This window comes from Schaalia sp. lx-100 (assembly GCF_021083625.1).
Lineage (GTDB): Bacteria > Actinomycetota > Actinomycetes > Actinomycetales > Actinomycetaceae > Pauljensenia.
The window spans coordinates 1-22,250 of sequence record NZ_JAJNRP010000002.1; the positions used below are offsets into that span (position 1 = coordinate 1).

The window sequence follows — 22,250 nt, forward strand, 5'->3', positions numbered from 1 at the left end:
GGGGAAACGCCCGGACCCATTCCGAACCCGGAAGCTAAGCCCTACAGCGCCAATGGTACTGCACTCGACAGAATGTGGGAGAGTAGGACACCACCGCAACCAACCAACAAGAAGGGGGGCAACCACACTACTGTGGCTGCCCCCCCAACACGCGCACACACACGCAGACGGACAGCGCACAAGCGAACAAACAACGCGCGCGCATACAAACTCAAACACGCCGAACAGCAAAGAAGCAGGACAGACAAAGAAACACAACCCTGCGGACGGGTACTAAACACACGGGGCGAACAAGCCCAAACACACGCGAGCACACGGGCACACGGACAGCGCACAAGCAAACAAACGTGGAGCAAACAACGCACGCGAACAACACACTGTACGGCTGGGCAGCAGTAAACACGCGCAACAACACGAGCAGCGGACAAGCGAAGAATATATGTACGCGGCACAATGAAATAAAACCCTGTGGATAACTTGTCACCCACCAAACCCACGCAATAATATACTTAATATCATCTTTCAGGGATACAATGCTGTGATTGACTTTAATCGCAGACCTTTAATAAACGACGATAAATGCGAATATGCAGAATAGAGGAACACGCCATGGCAGAAAAATTCCAACGACGTTCACGCGATGATGAGCGTGGCGGGTTCCAACGTAAACAATGGCGTGATCGAGAAAATCATTCCTCTCATAATCATGCCGACCATGAGGATCGTAGGTCTTTTAGTCGTGATGATCGTGGGGGGCGTGATTCATTCGCTCGTGGAGATCGTCGTTCTTTTAACCGCGATGATCGAGGTGATCGTCGTTCTTTTAACCGTGATGACCGTGGGGATCGTAGGTCTTTTAGTCGTGATGATCGAGGTGATCGCAGGTCTTTTAACCGTGATGATCGTGGGGGGCGTGATTCATTCGCTCGTGGAGATCGTCGTTCTTTTAACCGTGATGACCGTGGGGATCGCAGAAATTTTGCTTCTACCCGCACAGAGTCACGTAAACCACGGCAACACGATTCACGTCAACAAGGGCCTCAGACAAAAACATGGTCCAGTACAGACCGCTATGAATCACCAGCAGCTCAAGAGCCAGTTATCCCTGCCGGTGTGTCAGCAGATGAACTTGACCATGAGGCATTGCGTGCCCTTGAAACACTTTCCGGTCCTAACCGAGATATAGTGGCACGTTTCCTTGTCATGGCAGGACAGCTCATTGACATTGATCCTGAACTGGCCCACACATATGCAACTGCTGCAGCTGCGCGTGCAGGTCGAGTTGATGTCGTCAGAGAAGCAACTGCCCTCACAGCCTATGCTTCTGGACGATACGAAGAAGCATTACGTGAGGTACGTGCTGTTCGCCGGATGAGAGGTGATAACTCATTACGCGCCATCGAAGTCGACAGTGAGCGCGCACTTGGACGGCCCGAAAAAGCTGTTGAAATCATTGAAGCAACAGATCCGCGTACGCTCGACATGAATGAGCAAGTCGAACTCGTCCTTGTCTCCTCAGGTGCCCGTGCCGATCTTGGTCAATCAGAAGTCGGACTGCTCCTCGTTGACGATGCTTTAACAGCTTTACCTGCTGATGCTGATTCTTTCCTCGTTGCACGTCTGATGTCAGTGAAAGCTGATCGCCTCCGAGAACTAGGGCGAAATGACGAAGCTGACGAAATTGAAGCTGCAATTCCTGATGATGAGAATCCAGATATCATTGATATTGGCCTCATTGCTGATGCGGATGTCGATGACAAACGCAGTACCCTACGTGGCAGTGACACTCCACTATCTGAACTCTTTGACGCAGCTCTTATTGACCTTGATGGGACAGCTTACAGTGGGAAAACAGCAATTCCATACGCTGCTGAAGGTGTGATAGCAGCACGTGCTGTAGGTATGGAAACTGCTTTCGTAACAAATAATGCGGCACGTACACCTGAAGAAGTAGCCAAACACCTGACAGAACTAGGCCACGAAGCTACAACAGACATGGTCATGACATCCTCAATGGATGTTGTTGCTCTTATGTCTGAACACCTTAATGAAGGTGCACGAGTACTTGTTATCGGCTCAGAAGGCCTACGTCAACCCGTGACTCAAGCAGGGTACATCATCGTTGAGAGCGCTGATGAAGAACCAGAAGCAGTCATTCAGGGACTCGATAAAGAAGTCACGTGGGAACGACTCAACGAAGCTGCTTTTGCCATTCAAAAAGGGGCAGCATACTTTGCAACAAACCTTGATAGCTCACTTCCCGTTGAACGCGGTGAAGCCCTAGGCAATGGCGCGCTCGTACGAGCAGTACAACAAGCCACACGAAAGCGTCCCATTGCTGCGGGTAAACCACAACCTGGTATTTATCGGCGAGGCGCTCAACTAGTAGAAAGTAGCAACCCGATCGCAGTTGGTGACCGATTAGAGACTGACATCATGGGTGCAGTCGCTGCAGGAATCCCATCACTCCATGTTCTCACAGGCGTTCATGACGCTCGCGCCGTCATTACAGCGCCTAAAGGTCAAAGGCCTTCTTTCTTGGCTATCGATATGCGCGGCCTCAACGAAACACATCCCATACCAAAACATCACACTGATGGTACATGGACCTGCGGCTACTCACAGATAGCTCGTGCTGACCGCTACGGCAAACTCAGCCTCGATGGGATTGCTCTTGAAGGCCCCGAATACACCGTTACACTTGACTCATACCGAGCACTGGCTGCTGCAGCATGGGAATACGCCAGTGAAGGGCGTGAAGTAACATGCCCGCTTATACACGTGGTACCGAATGATGACCCCAACGGTATTGTCAAAGCTCCTGAACCAGCAGAGGAACCCCTGCAGCCAGAAGGAGAAAGCGACGAAAAATCCACGGGTAAAAACCAGCAAACTACGGAAAAAACACCGACTTTCCTGCCAGGAGAAGAAGAACTAGCAGAACTTCTCGGACCAATTGACAACGCAGAACTTGATGAAATCCTGCGCTTAGATGATGAGGATATGACGGAGTAAACACAATGACAGGGCCACTTCCCGCTCATCCCGAACATCAGGTGAACACTATGGCACAAACAGCGTTACCTGATGTGGAGGACGCGCTGGTCGATTTTGAAGACAAAGCAATCGAAGAACAGTTGCATCTCCTTGAAGAAATCGAGAAGAAACTACGGGTAGCCCTGACAGGGCACGGAGAATAATGTGAAACTCAGAAGGATCGACTCTGAACTTGTCAGGAGAGGCCTCGCACATTCACGGACAAGCGCTCAAGAACTCATACTTGCAGGGCGAGTCCTCGTGGACGGCGAGGAAATACATAAACCTGCACGACAAGTCGATCCTGCTCAAGCGATCGTCATACGCGAATCAGATCAGATCGAATACGCATCACGAGGGGCACATAAACTCGCAGGAGCTCTTGACGCCCTCGGTGAAAAAGGCCCACGTATTGCAGGACGACGCTGTTTAGATGCAGGCGCATCAACAGGTGGCTTCACAGATGTCCTCTTACGTAGGGGGGCCTCCAGCGTTGTTGCCGTTGACGTAGGCTACGGTCAGCTCATATGGCGTCTGCGTACGGATCCGCGCGTAGAAGTACACGACCGCACAAATGTACGCACCTTGCGCGCAGGTGACATTACACCACCACCTTCGCTTATCGTAAGCGACCTTTCTTTTATTTCCCTTACACTCGTGCTCCCCGCACTTGTTGACGTAGCCTCCGATGATGCCGAATTCTTACTCATGGTCAAACCCCAGTTTGAAATTGGGAAAGAACGATTAGGACACGGCGGGGTCGTACGTAACCCTGAACATCACGTCGAAACCGTATGCTCAGTTGCCCAGTGTGCCTTTGACCATGGATTAGGGATCAGCGCTGTTGAAGCATCCCCTCTGCCAGGGCCAGCAGGAAATGTCGAATACTTCATATACATGCATTGTCAGCAAGAAGGCGTAATTACTCGTGAGACACTTAAAACATATGTGAAGCAAGCCGTCCAACGAGGACCGATGGGAAATGCGCGTCCATTATGAGTATTCACCGTGTTCTTTTGATCTACCATGCTGTTCGAGCATGTATCGCCGCTGAGGAAACCGAGAAGCAACTACGACAACGCGGATATGACGTGAGGCGGATTTCCTCAGCTGACAAAATGGCATTGAAACACGCAGCTACACAACCCATATCGGATATTGAGTTCCCGCACTCAAGTGATGCGCACCTATCACAAAAACATAAGCTGTCAGTTACTCCAATACAAGCATCAGGACGTGCCCTTGCCTCTCAAACCACTGATAGCCCTGCACAATTCGACCTTGTTTTAGCTCTTGGTGGGGATGGAACGATACTGTCAGCAGCCGCCTGTGCGCGATACTGGGATATTCCACTTTTAGGACTCAACATGGGGCACATGGGATTCCTCGCAGAAGAATCTCAAGAAAATGTTGCAGACCTCGTTGACCGAATATCTGACGGACACTTCTTAATTGATACACGTATGACTTTAGAAGTAAACGTCTACACTCCAGATGGTCACATCCACCACGATTGGGCCTTAAATGAAGCCGTTCTGACACATACAGACGACACACATCCGGTAGATATGGTCCTAGCAGTAGACGGGCAAGACGTATCAACTTACGGCGCAGACGGCATGATATTAGCAACCCCTACAGGCTCAACCGCCTACTCATTTTCTGCAGGCGGTCCAGTCGTATGGCCAGATACAGAAGCAATCATCATGGCTCCTCTGGCCGCGCACGGGCTTTTTACCCGCCCACTGGTCGTAGGTCCCTCATCACGTATAGAAGTCAGCGTCCTCGAAAGCGCACGAACTGATGCTGTAGTGTGGTGCGATGGCTTACGAGCAATTGCCGCTCCCATAGGAAGCACAATGGCAGTGAGCGTGGGAACACGATCCGTTCACCTCATACGATTGGATGACACTCCCTTTTCTACCCGCCTTGTTCACAAATTCCGCTTACCAGTTCGCGGATGGAGGCACAACGACAACCGAGGAAACAGCCAGTGATTTCAACAATCGACATCCAATCTTTAGGGGTCATTGATGAGGCTCATCTTGAATTTGGTCAAGGACTAACTGTACTGACCGGTGAAACTGGTGCCGGTAAAACGATGATCCTTACCTCGCTGCAACTCCTCTTAGGTACGCGGGCAGACCCCGCTTGGGTACGCGCAGGCGCAGAAAAAGCACAAGTAGATGGATTCTTTGACATTAGCGATGACCTCATACCGCTCATAGAAGAACACGGAGGAACAACTGAGGACCATGAACTGATTGTGTCACGTGCTCTGGCAACGCACGGACGATCACGAGCCTACCTTGGAGGCCGCGCAGTCCCAGCAAGTATCCTCTCTGATGTCATCGGACGATTAGTTACCATTCATGGGCAAGCAGACCAACTCCAATTACGGTCAGCATCAACGCAACGACACACCCTTGACTCATGCGGATCAGCTGAACATCAAAAACTTCTACACGAATACCAACAAGCATGGTCGGCGGCCGTAGCAGCAAAACAACAACTCGACACCGTCAGAGAAAAAACTGACGACATGGGTGCGCGTCAAACCTACTTGAAAGAAGTGACCACCCGTATCGCTGAACTTGATCCCTATGAAGGCGAAGACGAAGATCTGAAACTCGAAGCGGAACGCCTCGCACATATCGAAGACTTACGCACTCACATAACACGTGCGCACACAATGCTGTCAGGGACAACGGATACCCTCGGTATAATTGACATACTGCGTGATGCTGCTAAAGAAATACAACAAGCAGAACGACTAGATACCTCGCTAAGCCCGTATCGTTCACAACTTGAACCCCTCGCTTTAGAACTTGAAGCAGCAGGTGAAGGCTTAGAACGATACCTCACACAGCTTGAAGCGCATCCGCAACGCCTTGCCGAAATACATGAAAGACGTGCAGCGTTGCGTTCCCTGATGAAAGGGAGAGCCAGTGACGTTACAGAGCTACTGCGCTGGCAAGAACAGGCAGTGGCTGAGCTCAAAGCCTTAAATTCTTTGGAAAACGATCCTGAAGTATGCGCCGAAAATTTAGCGAGAGCACAGCAAAAAGTTATTGAATGCGGAAGCCGTTTACGTCGTTCTCGTCATACGCTTGCCCAAGAACTCTCACAGCGCATTACAAATGAACTACACGGCCTTGCCATGCCTGAGGCAGTTTTTTCTATCACCCTCGAAGAAACAAAACCTCAGCCTCACGGTACGGAAGATGTGCGTATGCTCTTGCAGCCTCATCCCTCTGCGCCAGCGCGCCCTCTAGGACAAGGCGCGTCAGGAGGCGAACTATCGCGCGTGATGCTTGCCATTGAAGTAGTCATTGGAACACGTGAAGCTGCACGTACCTACATTTTTGACGAAGTTGACGCAGGTATTGGTGGTCATACAGCAATTGAAGTAGGTGCCCGTTTAGCACGTTTAGCTCAAGGCAGACAAGTAGTTGTTGTTACTCACCTTGCGCAGGTTGCAGCTTATGCCGACACTCATTTGCTAGTAGAGAAAACCGCAGGAACAACGACTGTGCGTTCGCTGAGTGGTCAGGAACGAGTAAGCGAACTGGTACGGATGATGGGTGGAGATCCTCACTCAGAGACGGCACGCCGACATGCTTCAGAAATCTTGCGGCATACCGTGCCAGAATAAGGCAAATGAGTGCTACAGATCGGACTGGACGAAACGAACAGTTACTGGCTGGTCGTGTTCGTGTTGACGAAAAAACTCGCGCATTAGCCGCGCGACTGGAGCCTGGCGATATTGCCGTGATCGACCATCCTGACCTTGATCGTTCAACTGCTGATGCCTTACTGGCTGCTCGTCCTCAAGCAGTTTTGAATGCTGCACCATGCGTCACAGGGCGGCACCAAGTTCTTGGTGCACGCATCCTCACACAAGCTGGCATCATCGTCATTGATGATCTGGGACCTGATGTGATGACGTTGCGTGAAGGTGATGAAATCACAGTTGACCATAACGGACACGTGCAATGTGACGGCCTCACAATTGCAACAGGAACACTGCGAACACACACGTCTTTTAATGACGACATGGATCAGACTGATCGCGTCAATACACAGCTGCTGTCTTTTGTTGCTTCTGTCGAAAACTACCTTGCGCAAGATGGTGACATACTATTTCGTGGGCACGGAATCCCACAGTCGCAAATCGATATTCATGGCAAACCAGTGCTATTAATATCCGACTCGCAAGAAACGCCCGCAGAACTCAAAGCCCTAAAGAAATGGATCCGTGACACTGACCCCGTGGTTGTAGTCGTTGATGCTGGGGCAAAACATGCCAGACGTGCGCATCTCAAGCCGCGTATTGTGATAGGCGATATGGATACTGTTCCTGAAAAGATCTTACGTTCAGGAGCTCAACTTCTTGTACGGCAAGGCCATGATGGAATTGCTCCTGGTCGTGAACGATTAGCACGAATGGGTGTTGCGCATGATGTCATCGAATTTGGCGGATCTGCGCAAGACGCAGCCGTACTATTTCTTTCATACGCAAAACCCACGGTTATTGTCACTGTCGGACAGCATCACAGCGTTGAAGACCTGATTGACCGCGGGCGAGGAGCTATGGCTCCGACATTCTTTACACGCTTGGTTGCGCAAGACCTTATTGTGTCTTCTCGAGCTGTAGCTGCTATGCACCGCCCACGACTGCGCGCTACCAGCATAGTTTTATTGGCTTGCGTCGTTGTATGCACTATGGGTGCTGCTTTAATGACTACTCCGTGGGGGCAAGACATGGCTGCTGTACTTGGTCATTACTTCTCTCATCTTTTCGGATGGTCTTCACCGTCATCTCTGACACCTACTAATTAGAAAGAATCCTGATAAATGGTGAATTTTCGTTACCATGTGGTGTCCCTAATTGCGGTTTTTGCTGCCTTAGCAATTGGGGTAGTTCTGGGCGCAGGGCCGCTGCAAACACGTGTGGCTTCTGTGGCTTCCTCACGTAATGACTCTGCAGCTAACAGCGCGGAAACAGCGCGATTAAAAACTGCTGCTGAAGCTGAAGCAGTAGGTGTGAAATCTATCGCCGCTCAAATCCTCACCGGTAAGTTATCAGATGTAGCGGTTGTGACGGTGGCTCTGCCTGGTGCTTCGTCCGATGATGTCGCGCTGGTTCGTACTCACCTCGAAACTGCCGGAGCTAAAATTGCAGGAGCAGTATCGCTCAGTGACAACTGGGACGCGGATCGGATGGCCACGTACCGGCAAACCCTTGCAACTCCAATTCAATCGCATCTGACATCTTCGCTCGGAACGAATGTGACATCCGATGGAGTCATCGGTGCTGCGATCGTTGAAGTTCTGACATCAAGTGGAGCAGAACGCGATTTAGTGCAAGAAATTCTGACAGATGCAAATACTCCGATTATGTCGATTGACCAACAGTTGGAAACTCCCGCGCAGGCCCTGTTGCTTATAGGCCCCCGTTCGAGCGGAGGAACCGGTTCTGGTGAGGCGCAGGCGGCTGTGTCTGACCGTGCAGTATCAGCGTGGGTAGGTATCGCACAAGCAGTGGCAAAAGCACCCCAGTCAGGTGTTCTACTGGGTGATGCTTCATCTGATTCAGCTATGTTGGCGCAAGTCCGGACATTAGGAGCAGGAATTTCTACAGTCGATTCTGTAGGAACAGCGACCGCGGCTCTATCCGCAGTCCTTGCACTACCTCAAGCAAAAAATGAGTCAGTGGCTTACGGTTCTGCTTTGGGAGCACAACAGGGAATGCCTAAAATTTCCTGAGCCTATGACAAAGTAAACAGGGGGAGGAGGCCTTGCCTGCTTCCTCTGATTCTTTTAGGCGATGAGTGCTGAACGTGAAAGAAACAGTTTTGGCCTTGAAGTGAAAAGAAAGTATGACTGCAACACTTTGTATGGTTTAGTGTCAGGTGACGATAATTTTGATATCTCAAGTGACGATAGTGTCATATTGCTTTGGGCAGAAAGGAAACATCGTCATGAGTGAAAATGCGCTGAAAGATGTTCATGAGAAACGACAGGTTATTGCACGCTCGCATCATTGGGATGGTCGAATAATAAGTGTTGTTGAAGATCATGTGCTTTTGAAAGCAGGAAGCAAGCCAGTCAAACGTGAATATGTCACACATCCTGGTGCTGTCGCTGTTGTGGCTTTGCGTGGTGAAGCAGGCAAAGAAGAAATCCTGATGATTCGCCAGTATCGGCATCCTGTAAAAGCGTTCCTATGGGAAATTCCTGCAGGATTATTGGACTGTGCGGGTGAAACGCCTGTTGAGGCAGCGCAACGTGAATTAGCGGAAGAAACAGATTTAGCAGCGGATCAGTGGAATGTCTTAGTCGAATACTTTAATTCTCCTGGGTGTTCTACAGAATCTGTTCGTATTTTTCTTGCGCAAAATCTTCACACGATACAAACAGGCTATGTGCGCACGGAAGAAGAAGCTGAAGCTGAACTGCGTTGGGTTTTACTTGATGACGCTCTGAGGCAATGCCTTGAAGGAAATATACATAATCCCTCTGCAATAACAGGCATCATGGCAGCTTATGCGGCTCGTTCACGGTGCTGGGCAGATTTACGTGAAGCCAATGCGCAGTGGATGCGATAAATGCTCTTGCGAATTATGCCACCTCACCGAATTTCACAACGCCATTTTGTCGAAAAGGCCGTAGAATTTTGAAAGGTAGTGGATGAAATAGGACGGAGGGCCTAATGGCTGAGCATACTGATGCTTGTACTCGCGAGCAGGTTCTTGACCTTGTCGTTGAAAAAGGCCCCGTCACTGCCTCAGTGATAGCCCGAGTTTTAGGGCTGACCACTGCTGCAGTGCGTCGTCACATTACTATTTTGCTAGATGGTGATGAAATTGCTGAACACGACCCGCGTCATCAAAGTAAACGCGGGAGAGGACGCCCAGCACGTCACTATGTAGCAACTGAGCGTGCACACGAACGCCTGACAGATGCCTACAGTGAAATCGCAGTCAAAGCACTTGGATATTTAGGACAAGTTGGCGGCGAAGAAGCAGTGGAATCCTTTGCTGCTGCGCGTTCACGCGAAATTGAACGACGCTATGCGCCTATCGTTCGAGACGCAGGTAATGACCCACGAGTCCGCGCGCAAGCGCTCGCGGATGCCCTTACACAAGATGGTTACGCGGCGACTGTGCGTGACATTGGCGGCGGCGGTTTCGCCATCCAATTATGCCAAGGGCACTGTCCAATTCAGCAAGTAGCTGGAGATTATCCACAGCTCTGCGATGCAGAAACACAAGCATTTTCACGATTGCTTTCTGTACACGTGCAGCGACTTGCCACACTTGCCGGTGGCGAACACGTGTGTACAACGCATATTCCGGTAAATACTCCGTTGATGCGTTCAAGCGCGAGGACTGTTTTACGTAAGTAAAGCATTCAGGTGCTTAATCCCTGTTATTTTCACGGTTAAAACGAACAAAGAAGGAACACGTATGACGCAGGCAGCGCCACAGACACAAAAAGTCGTGGATCAGCCTATGACTGACGAAGAAATCATCGGATCAATCGGCGCTTACGAATACGGATGGCGCGATAACGATGACTATTCGCAGGGGGCAAAATACGGTATTAACGCGGATGTTGTTCGCGAAATCTCAGACCGTAAAGGCGAAAGCGAATGGATGCGCGAACGCCGCCTGAAGGCTCTTGAAATTTTTGAACGTAAACCCATGCCAACATGGGGACCAGATTTATCTTCCATTAACTTTGATGATTTCAAGTACTACGTCACGCCAACAGATCGCACCGTCGCAAGCTGGGAAGATCTGCCTGACGATATACGTAAAACCTATGATCGCCTCGGAATCCCAGAGGCTGAAAAGAACCGCCTCGTCGCAGGTGTTGCTGCACAATATGAATCCGAAGTTGTGTACCACCAAATTCAAGAAGACCTTGAAAAACAAGGTGTGATCTTCCTAGACACCGATACGGGTCTACGTGAATACCCTGAAATTTTTGAGGAATACTTCGGGCGCTGTATACCCGCAGGTGATAACAAGTTTGCTGCACTTAATACCGCTGCATGGTCGGGTGGCTCATTTGTTTACGTACCACCGGGTGTGCATGTTGATATCCCATTACAAGCATACTTCCGTATCAACACTGAAGCCCTCGGTCAATTTGAACGCACACTGATCATTGCGGACGAAGGCTCTTACGTACACTACGTTGAAGGATGCACCGCACCAATCTATGACGAAAATTCATTGCACTCCGGTGTGATTGAAATTTTCGTGAAAAAAGATGCCCGCGTGCGCTATACAACAATTCAGAACTGGTCAACAAATGTTCTCAACCTCGTGACACAACGAGCCATGGTTGAAGAAGGCGGCACTATGGAATGGGTAGACGGCAACATGGGAGCCGCTATCACCATGAAATATCCAGCTTGCTTCCTGATGGGTGAACACGCACGAGGAGAAACCCTCTCCATTGGTTTCGCAGGACCCGGGCAACACCAAGACACCGGAGCAAAGATGGTGCACATGGCACCGCACACTTCCTCGTCAATCACCTCAAAGTCTGTTTCACGAGGCGGTGGCCGCACTTCCTACCGTGGTCTTGTGCAAGTAAACGCGCGTGCACGCCACTCCAAATCAAATGTGTTATGCGACGCATTACTGGTTGACAAAGTATCGCGCACAGACACATACCCCTACGTTGACGTGCGCACAGACGACGTAGAAATGGGACATGAAGCCACCGTTTCTAAAGTCTCAGAAGATCAATTGTTCTACCTGATGAGCCGTGGCTTAGAAGAATCTGAAGCTATGGCAATGATTGTGCGTGGCTTCGTTGAACCCATTGCGAAAGAACTACCAATGGAATACGCACTTGAACTGAACCGTCTCATCGAATTGCAGATGGAAGGATCCGTCGGCTGATATGACTACAACAAATATCACTGAACGCCCACATTCTCATGGGCTTACCCCTTCTACTATTAACCGTGCTGATCGTTTTGCCACCTTTGATTTGGCTCAAATGCCTATGCCAGCAGGACGAGAAGAGGACTGGCGTTTCACCCCGATGCGTCGCATTGAGAGAATCCTTGATCCTTCGCTCTACAGTGAACAAGATGCCCCTGTGACGGTGAATGCTCCTGAAGGAGTACAGGTAGAAACAGTTGAACGCACAGATAAACGTCTGGGAAGTGTTCTTGCACCAACAGACCGCGCCGCTGCTGTGGCATGGGATCGTTTCAGCACATCAACTGTGATTACTATTCCCAAAGGCATTACTTTGGACACCCCAATCATAGTGACTGTGGATGAACTGGCTGATATCCGTGCGCAACATATTTTTATTGACGCCTGCGAACAATCCCAAGCCACCGTTATTCTTACCCATAGCGGAGGGAATACATCCGCACTTGCGCAAACTGTTGAAATCACAGCAGGAGACGCTTCACAACTGACCGTTGTCAGTGTTCAAGAATGGGATGAGGAAGTCACCCATGCTTCCAGCCATCGTTTAGCGATCGGTCGTGATTCCCGTGTTAAACACATCGTCGTTACTCTGGGCGGCGATCTGGTCCGTGTAAATGCGGAAACAGATTTCCGAGGCCCCGGAGCTGAACTGACAATGCTGGGCCTGTACTTCGTTGATGCAGGACAACATTTAGAACATCGTATTTTTGTGGATCATTCACAACCGAATTGCTACTCGCGAGTGACCTACAAAGGCGCATTGCAAGGGCGCGACGCACATTCAGTATGGATTGGTGACTGCCTCATACGTGAAGCCGCTGATGGGACAGACACATACGAGCTGAACCGCAACCTAGTTTTATCTGAGGGAGCGAAAGCAGACTCTGTGCCAAACCTCGAAATTGAAAACGGTGAAATCGCCGGCGCAGGCCACGCATCAGCGACAGGACGTTTTGACGATGAACAGCTTTTCTATCTGATGAGTCGAGGTATTCCAGAAAAAGAAGCCCGTCGCCTGGTTGTCAGAGGCTTCTTTGCTGAACTTATCGACCAAATCGGTGTGCCTTCCGTACAGGAACATCTGATGACCGCTATTGAGAAAGAACTCGCGCGATCTGCGCAGTAAATCCTGATCCCACTTCATAGACGACGAGCGGAAACCACAATAATTGGTGGTACAAACGCTGAGGAGGAAAAATGTCCACTCTGACAATTAAAGATCTTCACGTCACCGTTGAAACCAGTGACGGCCCGAAAGAAATCCTTAAAGGTGTAAACCTTACTATTCGTTCCGGTGAAATCCACGCCATTATGGGACCGAATGGATCAGGAAAATCCACTCTTGCTTATGCGCTTGCAGGACACCCCGCCTACGAAATCACTTCAGGTGAAGCATGGCTTGACGATCAACTGATTACCGAAATGGGAGTTGACGAACGCGCTCGCGCAGGCCTTTTCTTGGCTATGCAATACCCGGTAGAAGTTGCAGGGGTATCCGTATCAAATTTCCTGCGCTCAGCAAAAACCGCCATTGACGGTGAAGCACCTGCGATCCGTCACTGGATGAAAGATGTCAAGAGCGCAATGGATAATCTGCGTATGGATCCTGCCTTCGCTGAACGTGATGTGAACGTAGGATTCTCAGGCGGTGAAAAGAAGCGTTTAGAAATCCTCCAAATGGAATTGCTGAAACCATCTTTTGCTGTCCTTGATGAAACAGATTCAGGTTTGGATGTCGACGCACTGCGTATCGTATCTGAAGGAGTAAACCGAGTACATGACACAACCCAATGCGGTGTCATGCTGATTACTCACTACACGCGCATCCTGCGTTATATTCGTCCAAGCCACGTGCATGTTTTCGTTAATGGTCGAGTTGCAGCTCAGGGCGGTCCTGAGCTTGCTGACGCCCTCGAAGAAAACGGTTACGACGAATACCTGACACGCTGAGGGTAAAAATTCATGACAGAGGCACTTTCTGCGAGTCCTTTTAACGCTGACGAAATAGAAAAGATTCGTCGAGACTTCCCAATCCTGAAACGTACAGGCAGGGGAGGACGACCAATCGCTTATCTTGATTCTTCAGCGACCTCGCAGAAACCTGCCTGTGTTATAGACGCGGAAGCACAGTTTTATCGTCACTCAAATGCTGCTGTACACCGTGGTACCCACCTACTAGGTGATGAATCCACACAGATTTATGAAGACGGCCGGCACGCACTAGCACATTTCATAGGTGGAGCAAGCGATGAAATCGTGTGGACAAAAAACGCGACAGAAGCTATCAACCTGCTTGCCTTATCAATGGGACATGCCTCAATGGGGCGCGGAGGAGCCCAAGCCGCACCTTTACGAATAGGCGCAGGTGACCGTATTGTTGTCACACGAGCTGAACATCACGCGAACCTTATTCCATGGCAAGAACTGTGTGCCCGTACGGGTGCAGAACTTGCATGGCTCGACCTTACCCCAGATGGACAAATTGACCTCAATACTTTATCCGTCATCACTGAGCGCACTCGTCTGGTCGCTTTCACACATGTATCAAATGTGACAGGAGCGATTTCGCCTATTGACGCTATCATTGCTGCTGCACGTCGTGTGGGCGCCCTTATTATTTTAGATACATGCCAATCAAGTGCCCACATGCCTGTGAATATTGCTGCACTCGATATTGATTGTGCTGTTTTTTCTTCACATAAAATGCTCGGCCCTACAGGGGTAGGTGCTTTATGGGCCAGACGTGAACTGCTTGAAATGATGCCGCCTGTTTTTACAGGAGGCTCCATGATCGCAGGGGTCACGATGACAGAGGCAGAATACATGCCAGCGCCGGAACGTTTTGAAGCAGGCTCGCAACCGGTCGCACAAATTGCTGGATGGACAGCCGCATTAGAATACCTCTCGGGGTGGGGAATGAGCCGCCTTGAAGCACATGAAAAAGTACTCACACAACGTTTACTTGAAGGAATCTCACAGATACCGAATGTGCGTATCCTTGGCCCCTCATCTGCACATGAACGCATAGGTGTTGTGAGTTTTGCGGTGGAAGGTGTGCATCCGCATGATGTGGGGCAAGTCATGGATGCAGAAGATGTTGCTGTGCGAGTAGGACACCATTGCGCTATTCCATTACATACTTTCTTTGGAGTGCGATCCTCAAATCGTGCATCTCTTGGAATCATGACAAATAATGAGGACGTAGATCGTTGCGTAGAGGCGCTCGCTTCGGTGGGTCGTTATTTTGGAGGTGCCCGATGAGTAGTCTTGACCAGTTGTACCAGCAGGTCATTTTGGATCATTCCAAAGAACGACACGGCAGTGGACCTGTAGGTAGTTACGCGGTGCAGTCACATCAGGTAAATCCTACCTGCGGTGATGAAGTCACGTTAGGTGTGACTTTAGATGCTGACCAGCGGATAGGGAGTATTTCGTGGGATGGGGAAGGCTGTTCCATTTCGCAAGCCTCATTGTCGATGCTTTATGACCTTGTACGTGGAAAAAATGCGGATGAAGTAGCTGCTTTATATGCAGCAATGGAAACAATGATGCATTCACGTGGGCGAGGAGTATCAGAAGATATTCTTGACATCTTAGAAGATGCTGCTGCTTTGGAAGGGACATCGCAATTTCCTAACCGCGTAAAATGCGCGCTTTTAGGTTGGTACGCTTTACGTGATGCACTGACTAAACTTGGCACAGATATTGCAGGAGAAAATAAATGAATAATCCAATGGCCCAATCTGAACCAGTGGAGCAGCGCTTTGCTCCTGTGGAATCAGCAGCGACATCCGACGCACAGGTACGTAACATTGAAGGCACAGACATTATTGAAAATGGCAGTGTCAATGGTGAAGATATCCTTGAAGCATTACGTGATGTGATTGACCCTGAACTGGGAATTAACATCGTAGACTTGGGTTTAGTTTACGGGGTTATCGTATCGCCTGAGGACGCAATTACATTGGACATGACCTTGACATCTGCTGCCTGCCCTTTGACGGATGTGATTGAAAGACAAGCACAAATGGTTCTGGCTATTTTCAGTGCAGATGTATCAATTAACTGGGTATGGATGCCAGCATGGGGACCGGATCGTATTACTCCTGATGGGCGCGATCAACTGCGTGCGATTGGCTTTAATGTCTAATTGCTGCTGAAGCCTGACGGCATTTCAGTAGGAGGTAAGGAAGAAAGAATATCTTTTACTTCTTCACCTCAAACACACGCTCATATTGCGCGGATAAAACAACGCTGAAAGTAAAAAGTAAGAGCGGATTATGGACTGCCGCTACTGATGATGAAGTTTTATCCGAGGTCTACCCATAATTGCCGCATCATACCAACTCAAGTATTACACGCAGCATAAAACATGGGGTCATACCCAAAAATATTCACCCCGCTTATTGCATAGGCGCAAAGAGAAACGGGGTGAATACAACAGTCACTCTGTGAAAAGTTCATAAACTATGAACCAGAAGTTGACCTTTTTGCTGTGAAACGGCCAAGCATATCGTCGCGGAAATCCGTGTAACAGTCCTCATCAATTGACTGACGAATCGCATCAACCAGACGCAGAGTAAACCATTCATTGTGAATGGTTGCCAGCGTGTAACACAACAGCTCTTTCGCCTTGAATAAATGGTGAATATACGCACGAGTGTAATGCGTACATGTATAGCAGCCGCAACCATCAACAAGGGGAGAAAAATCGCGTCGGAAACGTGAGTTCGTGATGTTAAAACGACCATGAGGAGCATAAATAGCGGCATTACGAGCCACACGCGAAGGATTCACACAGTCAAAAGTGTCCGCTCCGGCCTCGACCCCACGGAAAAAATCATCAGGCTCAGAGATACCTAACAGATGACGTGGACGATCCTCAGGAAGCTCTGAGCAAACCCATGTCAAGATTTTCCCGAGGTTTTCTTTTTCTAACGCACCACCTAAACCAAAACCATCAAAACGTTGGCCCTCTACCTCCATATCAGCGAGTGTTCGAGCAGCATGGCGACGTAAATCCTCATATTGAGCGCCCTGAACAACACCCCATAACTGCTGATACGGATAAGAAGCACGTTCCTCGGTCAGTCGTTTATGTTCAGCTAAACAACGACGCGCCCACCTGTGAGTACGTTCCAACGACTCCACCTGATATGAGTACGGGTGCAGCAGTGAGGTCAACTCATCAAAAGCAAACATGATGTCTGAACCCAGATGATGTTGAATACGCATAGACACTTCAGGAGTGAAACGATGTTTCGCGCCATCAATATGACTGCGGAAAGTTACAGAATCATCGTCAACAACCGCGCGGGAAGCCTTCACTGCTTGACGATGAATACGTGGATCACCTGTATCAGAAGCGCCAGAAAACTCCTGCGAAAGGACCTTCTTAAAACCTGACCCCAAGGAAAGAACTTGGAAACCACCTGAATCAGTGTATGTCGGGCCAGCCCAATTCATAAAAGAACCAAGGCCGCCCGCCTCGTCAACAAGTTCTGCGCCCGGCTGTAAATACAAGTGATACGCATTCGCTAGGACAGCTTGAGCACCACATGAGCGAATCATTTCAGGAACAAGAGCTTTGACTGTTGCCTTTGTCCCCACCGGAATAAAAGCAGGAGTACGAATAATCCCATGTGCAGTATGGAGTGTCCCTGTTCGTCCGAGCTCGTTTCCCGTGGTTAAACGGGTACGAATATCAAAACCGCGGTCACGAATTGACTCAGGGAAAGAAGATGCAGTGTGCTCCTGAGGAGGCGCAGCAGAAAGCCAATTTTCAATCATGCGGCAAGTACTTCCTGCCCGTAAAGCCCTTCAACACGTCGAATAAAAGCAATGACGCGGTATGTGATCGGCAGAAGAACAACTTCTACAGCTACTTTATACACGTAGCCCGTGATGATGTAGTTCAGGAACTCGTAGCCGGGGATAACTCCGATAAAGGCAATCGTGCAGAAAAGCACAGTGTCTGCTGCCTCACCGACCATTGTAGAACCGATAAGACGCGCCCATAAACGATGCGCACCCCAGCGTTGACGGATCATAACAAGGACAAAAGCGTTAATCAGCTGACCGGCAAGATAGCCAATGACAGAAGCAGCCACAATACGTGGAACAAAGCCGAGAACAGCTTCAAAAGATTCCTGCGCTTCATAGCCCGGACCGATAGGGGAAATCTGGACAAGATAGAAAGAAAGCGAAGCAAGTATAGAAGCCGCAAAGCCCATGATAATGACTCTGCGTGCTCGACCAAAGCCGTAAACCTCAGCTAAGACATCGCCCAAAATATATGTCAAAGGAAAAAGTAATGCGCCACCATCAAAGACAAGGTGAACAGGCCCTGCATCCAATGCGGTTACTTTTGTTGCAGCGATATTAGATATCAGCAAAAAAGCAACAAACATGACAGCAACAATGTCATATACGCGGGGAATACGAAGTGACGGTGAAACAGAAGAATCAGGAAAAGACACAATAAACCTCTATGCGTAGACAAAATGCATATTTAATTCTGCCTGTTGTACGGAAAAAATGCTGATTCTGACACGTGATGAAGGCGTGGCGATATCCACAAAGAAACGGAATAGTAGGAATAACACCAACAGGGAGAGTATTTACTTCCGCACAGAGTGAGCAGAGTAAAATACACGAGTGATTAACGTTCAAGATTTTTCTTTACGCATTGGGCCACGAGAATTAGTGTCACATTTGACTTTTCGTTTAGATAAAGGAATGCGCATTGGTTTAGTTGGTCGAAACGGCGCAGGAAAAACAACGACAATGCGTTTACTTGCAGGTGAACGCGATCATGCTGCTGCTGAATACGATGGACACATCACAAGCAACGGCACAATTGGCTACCTACCTCAAGACACGAGCGTAGGCGACCAAAGCCAACTGGCACGTGAACGTATCACATCAGTGCGCGGTCTTGACAGCATCATTCGACGTATCCGTAAAGCTGAGCATGACATGTCCACCCTCGAAGGGCCTCGTCAAATAAAAGCAATGGAAAAATACGTGCAACTCGATCAAAGTTTTACCCGCGCAGGCGGGTGGGCAGCAAATGCGCAAGCAGCACAAATTGCTCATGCATTAGGTCTACCGGATCGCGTCCTTGACCAGACTCTTGAAACCTTATCAGGCGGGCAGCGGCGACGAGTTGAATTGGCTCGGGTTCTTTTTTCTGAGGCAGATATCCTCCTACTAGATGAACCAACCAATCATTTAGATCATGACTCAATTATGTGGCTACGTAACTGGATGAAAACTTTTCCCGGAGGCATCATGATGATTTCGCATGATGTTAGTCTTTTAGAAGAAACCGTGAATCAGGTTTTTCATTTAGATGCTCAGCGAGCCCAGGTTGATATTTACCATTTGGGCTGGAACGCCTATGTAAAACAACGTGAAGAAGATGAACGCCGTCGCCGTAAAGAACGTGCGCAAGCTGTGAAGAAAGCAGAACAGTTACGTGCGCAAGGTGAAAAAATGCGTGCCAAAGCAACAAAAGCAGTGGCCGCTCAGCAAATGCTTCGCCGCGCAGATGAATTACTTGCTGCAGTTGGGAATGAGCAACATAAAGAAAAAGTTGCACGCCTGCGTTTTCCGCAACCTTTGCCATGCGGCAGGGTGCCTTTAAGTGCGCAGTCACTGTCAAAAACCTACGGCTCTTTAGAAGTATTCATGGGAGTCGATTTGGCGATTGATAAGGGAGCGAAAGTTGTTGTTTTAGGTCTCAATGGTGCAGGTAAAACAACGCTGCTACGTATTCTGGCGGGAATTGAAAAATCTGATACCGGTGAGGTCATCCAAGGGCATGGGCTACGTATCGGATATTACGCTCAAGAACACGACACATTAGATCTGGACGCTACTGTTGAAGAAAATATGTCACGTAGCGCGCCGCAGTTTGATGATACGCATGTGCGTAATGTATTGGGTCAGTTCCTTTTCAGCGGCGACGATGTACATAAGATGACGAATGTGTTGTCTGGCGGTGAAAAGACTCGTCTGGCATTAGCGACACTTGTTGTGTCAGGTGCGAATGTTTTACTGCTTGATGAGCCAACAAATAATCTTGATCCTGCTTCACGTGAAGAAGTGCTCCATGCGTTACGTACGTATGAGGGAGCGGTTATCCTGGTGACGCATGATCCTGGGGCTGTTATTGCTTTACAACCTGAACGAGTGTTAATTCTTCCTGATGCGGATGAAGATTTATGGGATGAATCCTATCTTGATTTGGTGACTTTAACGTGAGTGATTGAACGGTACTGTACGGGGGATTGGAGGGGTATCGAGGCCCTAAACAATGCCTGCGGGAGTGGGTGCATATCAGGGTCGAGATCTAGCTCCCTTTCACACCCTATTATGTAATGCGTGTGGAGGGGCCTACACCTTGCTAGGCACACGGGTAGTACGGATGAAACACTATGCAAAGCATGTGGGGCACCTTGCGTTGAACGAGTACATTCTTATTGATAATGCGCTCAAGTTATGAAAGAACTTTTGAGAAAAATTCCTGTGCGCGAGGGTGTTGCGGATAATCAATCACATCTGAAGGGTTACCCATTTCAATGATGCGTCCTTCATCCATAAAAACAACAGTGTCGGCGACTTCTCGCGCAAAAGCAACCTCATGGGTGACCACCACCATCGTCATTCCTGAAGCCGCGAGATCTTTCATCACTGACAGGACTTCACCTACCAATTCAGGATCAAGCGCCGAGGTTGGCTCATCAAAGAGCATGATATCTGGCTGCATAGCCATCGCGCGAGCAATAGCGACACGCTGCTGTTGGCCGCCAGAGAGCTCAGAAGGAAAATGATGTGCTCGATCAGCAAGATCAACACGCTTTAGCAAATCAAAAGCTTGTTTTTGTGCCTGAACTTTTGACATTTTTCCCACATGAATGGGAGCTTCCATGATATTTTCAAGGGCTGTTTTATGAGGGAATAAATTGAAACGTTGGAACACCATGCCGATACGTGAGCGCTGCTCAGCGATTTTCTTATCTGGCAGATCATGCAAAATTATGTTCCCGTTTTTTTCTTCTTCCCAGTAGCTCAGAAGTTCCCCTTCAATCTCAATACGCCCTGCAGAAATACTTTCAAGCTGATTGAGACACCGCAAAAGTGTGGATTTTCCAGAGCCTGAAGGGCCAAGAATAACGCATACTTCACCGGAAGTAATATCTAAATCTATGCCGCGTAAGACATGGAGATCATCAAAAAATTTGTGGACACCGTTGATGTGAATCATAGGGGTGAAGGTGCTCATGGTGTTACCTCAATGAATGTTGTTTCCGTGTGGACATCAGCAGAAGGGCCACCGATTTTATGTGCGACACGTCGTTCAAAACCTTTTGAGAAATGTCGTTCAATATGGCTTTGCCCCCACATGAGCAGCGTAGTGATGAGCAAATACCATAGGGCAGCTGCGATAAGGAGGGGAACCGGTAGGAATAAAGACTGGCCTTTTGTTCGAGCAACGAAAGTAAGTTCGAGAGTAAAAGGAATAGCAGCAACGAGGGAAGTGGTTTTCAGCATTGAGATGGTTTCGTTACCGATTGGCGGAACGATAACACGCATTGCTTGTGGCAATATGATCCGACGAAAAACCATGCTGCGAGGCATACCTAAAGCTGTTGCTGCTTCCCATTGTCCTTTATCAACTGAAAGAAGACCTGCACGCATGATCTCTGCGAGGTATGCGCCTTCATTGAGCCCCAGGCCAAGGCAAGCCATCCAAATAGGGGTAATAACTGCGGAAGTATCTAAAGTGGTTACTGGTTCTAGGAAAGGAAGCCCAATGGTGATTTGAGGATATAAAACGGGGAGGAGTGACCAGAAAATTAGCTGTGTATAAATAGGTGTTCCACGGAAGAACCAGATATAAAAAGTGGCGACCCAACGCAAAACAGGGTTAATGGACTGACGCATAATTGCCATGGTGATGGCGAGTATGGTGCCTAAAAGCATGGCAACGATCGTGAGGAAAATTGTGTAGGCCACCCCCCACATGATTGACTCTGAGAAAAGCCACTGCCAGACAACATCCCATCGATAATTTGGGTTAGTGATAAGTCCATAGGCAATAACAAGAGCGATAAGTGCGACGATGACCGCTGAAACCCAACGCCCGGGGTGTGGGGCAGGGCGGGGATCAAGTAATGTGATGTTGTCTTTCACCTGTGCCATAAATTCCTCACCAAGAGCTGTGCAGGGCACCCTCAG

20 protein-coding genes and 1 rRNA gene are annotated in these 22,250 nt (G+C 49.0%); 17 read left to right on the top strand and 4 right to left on the bottom strand.

Going from position 1 to position 22,250, the window contains the following annotated elements:
• From rrf to LRP54_RS01505, 16 genes are all read left to right on the top strand, one after another.
• Positions 1–99 (top strand): 5S ribosomal RNA (gene rrf / locus LRP54_RS01430); the annotation flags it as partial.
• 510 nt (positions 100–609) lie between these two features.
• Positions 610–3,015 carry an HAD-IIA family hydrolase gene (locus LRP54_RS01435; RefSeq protein WP_231234691.1) on the top strand — a complete coding sequence of 802 codons (2,406 nt, stop codon included), beginning with the start codon at positions 610–612 and terminating at the stop codon, positions 3,013–3,015.
• Positions 3,016–3,020: 5 nt separating this feature from the next.
• Positions 3,021–3,200 (top strand): hypothetical protein, encoded by a 180-nt coding sequence (locus tag LRP54_RS01440; RefSeq protein WP_231234692.1) that lies wholly within the window; start codon positions 3,021–3,023, stop codon positions 3,198–3,200.
• 1 nt (position 3,201) lies between these two features.
• The gene (locus LRP54_RS01445) at positions 3,202–4,035 is read left to right on the top strand and encodes a TlyA family RNA methyltransferase (protein WP_231234693.1); all 834 of its coding nucleotides are present in this window, start codon (positions 3,202–3,204) and stop codon (positions 4,033–4,035) included.
• Positions 4,032–5,033: an NAD kinase gene (locus LRP54_RS01450; RefSeq protein WP_231234694.1), complete on the top strand. Its 1,002-nt coding sequence runs from the start codon at positions 4,032–4,034 to the stop codon at positions 5,031–5,033. Before LRP54_RS01445 ends, LRP54_RS01450 begins: the two co-directional genes overlap by 4 nt.
• Positions 5,030–6,691, top strand: a complete 1,662-nt coding sequence (gene recN / locus LRP54_RS01455; RefSeq protein ID WP_231234695.1) for a DNA repair protein RecN — start codon at positions 5,030–5,032, stop codon at positions 6,689–6,691. The genes LRP54_RS01450 and recN overlap by 4 nt, the downstream gene beginning before the upstream one ends.
• A 5-nt stretch (positions 6,692–6,696) precedes the next feature.
• On the top strand, positions 6,697–7,878 hold the full coding sequence (gene steA / locus LRP54_RS01460; RefSeq protein WP_231234696.1) for a putative cytokinetic ring protein SteA: 1,182 nt from the start codon (positions 6,697–6,699) through the stop codon (positions 7,876–7,878).
• Between the two features lie 15 nt (positions 7,879–7,893).
• Positions 7,894–8,805, top strand: coding sequence for a copper transporter (locus LRP54_RS01465; RefSeq protein WP_231206132.1), 912 nt, complete (start codon positions 7,894–7,896; stop codon positions 8,803–8,805).
• A gap of 215 nt (positions 8,806–9,020) precedes the next feature.
• A complete protein-coding gene (locus LRP54_RS01470) occupies positions 9,021–9,647 on the top strand; it encodes an NUDIX domain-containing protein (RefSeq protein ID WP_231234697.1) in 627 nt (208 codons plus the stop codon).
• A 104-nt stretch (positions 9,648–9,751) separates the two neighbouring features.
• Positions 9,752–10,447 carry a helix-turn-helix transcriptional regulator gene (locus LRP54_RS01475; RefSeq protein WP_231206136.1) on the top strand — a complete coding sequence of 232 codons (696 nt, stop codon included), beginning with the start codon at positions 9,752–9,754 and terminating at the stop codon, positions 10,445–10,447.
• Between the two features lie 61 nt (positions 10,448–10,508).
• Positions 10,509–11,960 carry a Fe-S cluster assembly protein SufB gene (sufB, locus tag LRP54_RS01480; protein WP_231206138.1) on the top strand — a complete coding sequence of 484 codons (1,452 nt, stop codon included), beginning with the start codon at positions 10,509–10,511 and terminating at the stop codon, positions 11,958–11,960.
• 1 nt (position 11,961) lies between these two features.
• Entirely contained in the window at positions 11,962–13,131 is a 1,170-nt protein-coding gene (sufD, locus tag LRP54_RS01485; protein WP_231234698.1) for a Fe-S cluster assembly protein SufD, read from the top strand.
• Positions 13,132–13,202: 71 nt separating this feature from the next.
• Positions 13,203–13,955, top strand: a complete 753-nt coding sequence (gene sufC, locus LRP54_RS01490) for a Fe-S cluster assembly ATPase SufC (protein ID WP_231206142.1) — start codon at positions 13,203–13,205, stop codon at positions 13,953–13,955.
• A 12-nt stretch (positions 13,956–13,967) separates the two neighbouring features.
• Positions 13,968–15,266 (top strand): SufS family cysteine desulfurase, encoded by a 1,299-nt coding sequence (locus tag LRP54_RS01495; RefSeq protein WP_231234699.1) that lies wholly within the window; start codon positions 13,968–13,970, stop codon positions 15,264–15,266.
• On the top strand, positions 15,263–15,730 hold the full coding sequence (gene sufU, locus LRP54_RS01500; RefSeq protein ID WP_231206146.1) for a Fe-S cluster assembly sulfur transfer protein SufU: 468 nt from the start codon (positions 15,263–15,265) through the stop codon (positions 15,728–15,730). The genes LRP54_RS01495 and sufU overlap by 4 nt, the downstream gene beginning before the upstream one ends.
• Positions 15,727–16,155, top strand: coding sequence for a metal-sulfur cluster assembly factor (locus tag LRP54_RS01505; protein ID WP_231206148.1), 429 nt, complete (start codon positions 15,727–15,729; stop codon positions 16,153–16,155). The genes sufU and LRP54_RS01505 overlap by 4 nt, the downstream gene beginning before the upstream one ends.
• A gap of 317 nt (positions 16,156–16,472) precedes the next feature.
• Here the strand turns inward: LRP54_RS01505 and tgt are convergent, their stop codons facing one another.
• Both tgt and LRP54_RS01515 read right to left on the bottom strand, forming a co-directional pair.
• Entirely contained in the window at positions 16,473–17,795 is a 1,323-nt protein-coding gene (gene tgt, locus LRP54_RS01510; protein WP_231234700.1) for a tRNA guanosine(34) transglycosylase Tgt, read from the bottom strand.
• Positions 17,792–18,415 carry a queuosine precursor transporter gene (locus LRP54_RS01515; RefSeq protein ID WP_231234870.1) on the bottom strand — a complete coding sequence of 208 codons (624 nt, stop codon included), beginning with the start codon at positions 18,413–18,415 and terminating at the stop codon, positions 17,792–17,794. The genes tgt and LRP54_RS01515 overlap by 4 nt, the downstream gene beginning before the upstream one ends.
• A gap of 247 nt (positions 18,416–18,662) precedes the next feature.
• Between LRP54_RS01515 and LRP54_RS01520 the strand changes: the two genes are divergently transcribed.
• The gene (locus tag LRP54_RS01520) at positions 18,663–20,273 is read left to right on the top strand and encodes an ABC-F family ATP-binding cassette domain-containing protein (RefSeq protein WP_231234701.1); all 1,611 of its coding nucleotides are present in this window, start codon (positions 18,663–18,665) and stop codon (positions 20,271–20,273) included.
• 235 nt (positions 20,274–20,508) lie between these two features.
• Here LRP54_RS01520 and LRP54_RS01525 read toward each other — a convergent pair whose 3' ends face one another.
• On the bottom strand, positions 20,509–21,294 hold the full coding sequence (locus LRP54_RS01525) for an amino acid ABC transporter ATP-binding protein (protein ID WP_269212686.1): 786 nt from the start codon (positions 21,292–21,294) through the stop codon (positions 20,509–20,511).
• Positions 21,291–22,214, bottom strand: coding sequence for an amino acid ABC transporter permease (locus tag LRP54_RS01530; RefSeq protein ID WP_231206156.1), 924 nt, complete (start codon positions 22,212–22,214; stop codon positions 21,291–21,293). The genes LRP54_RS01525 and LRP54_RS01530 overlap by 4 nt, the downstream gene beginning before the upstream one ends.
• Between the last annotated feature and the right edge of the window lie 36 nt (positions 22,215–22,250).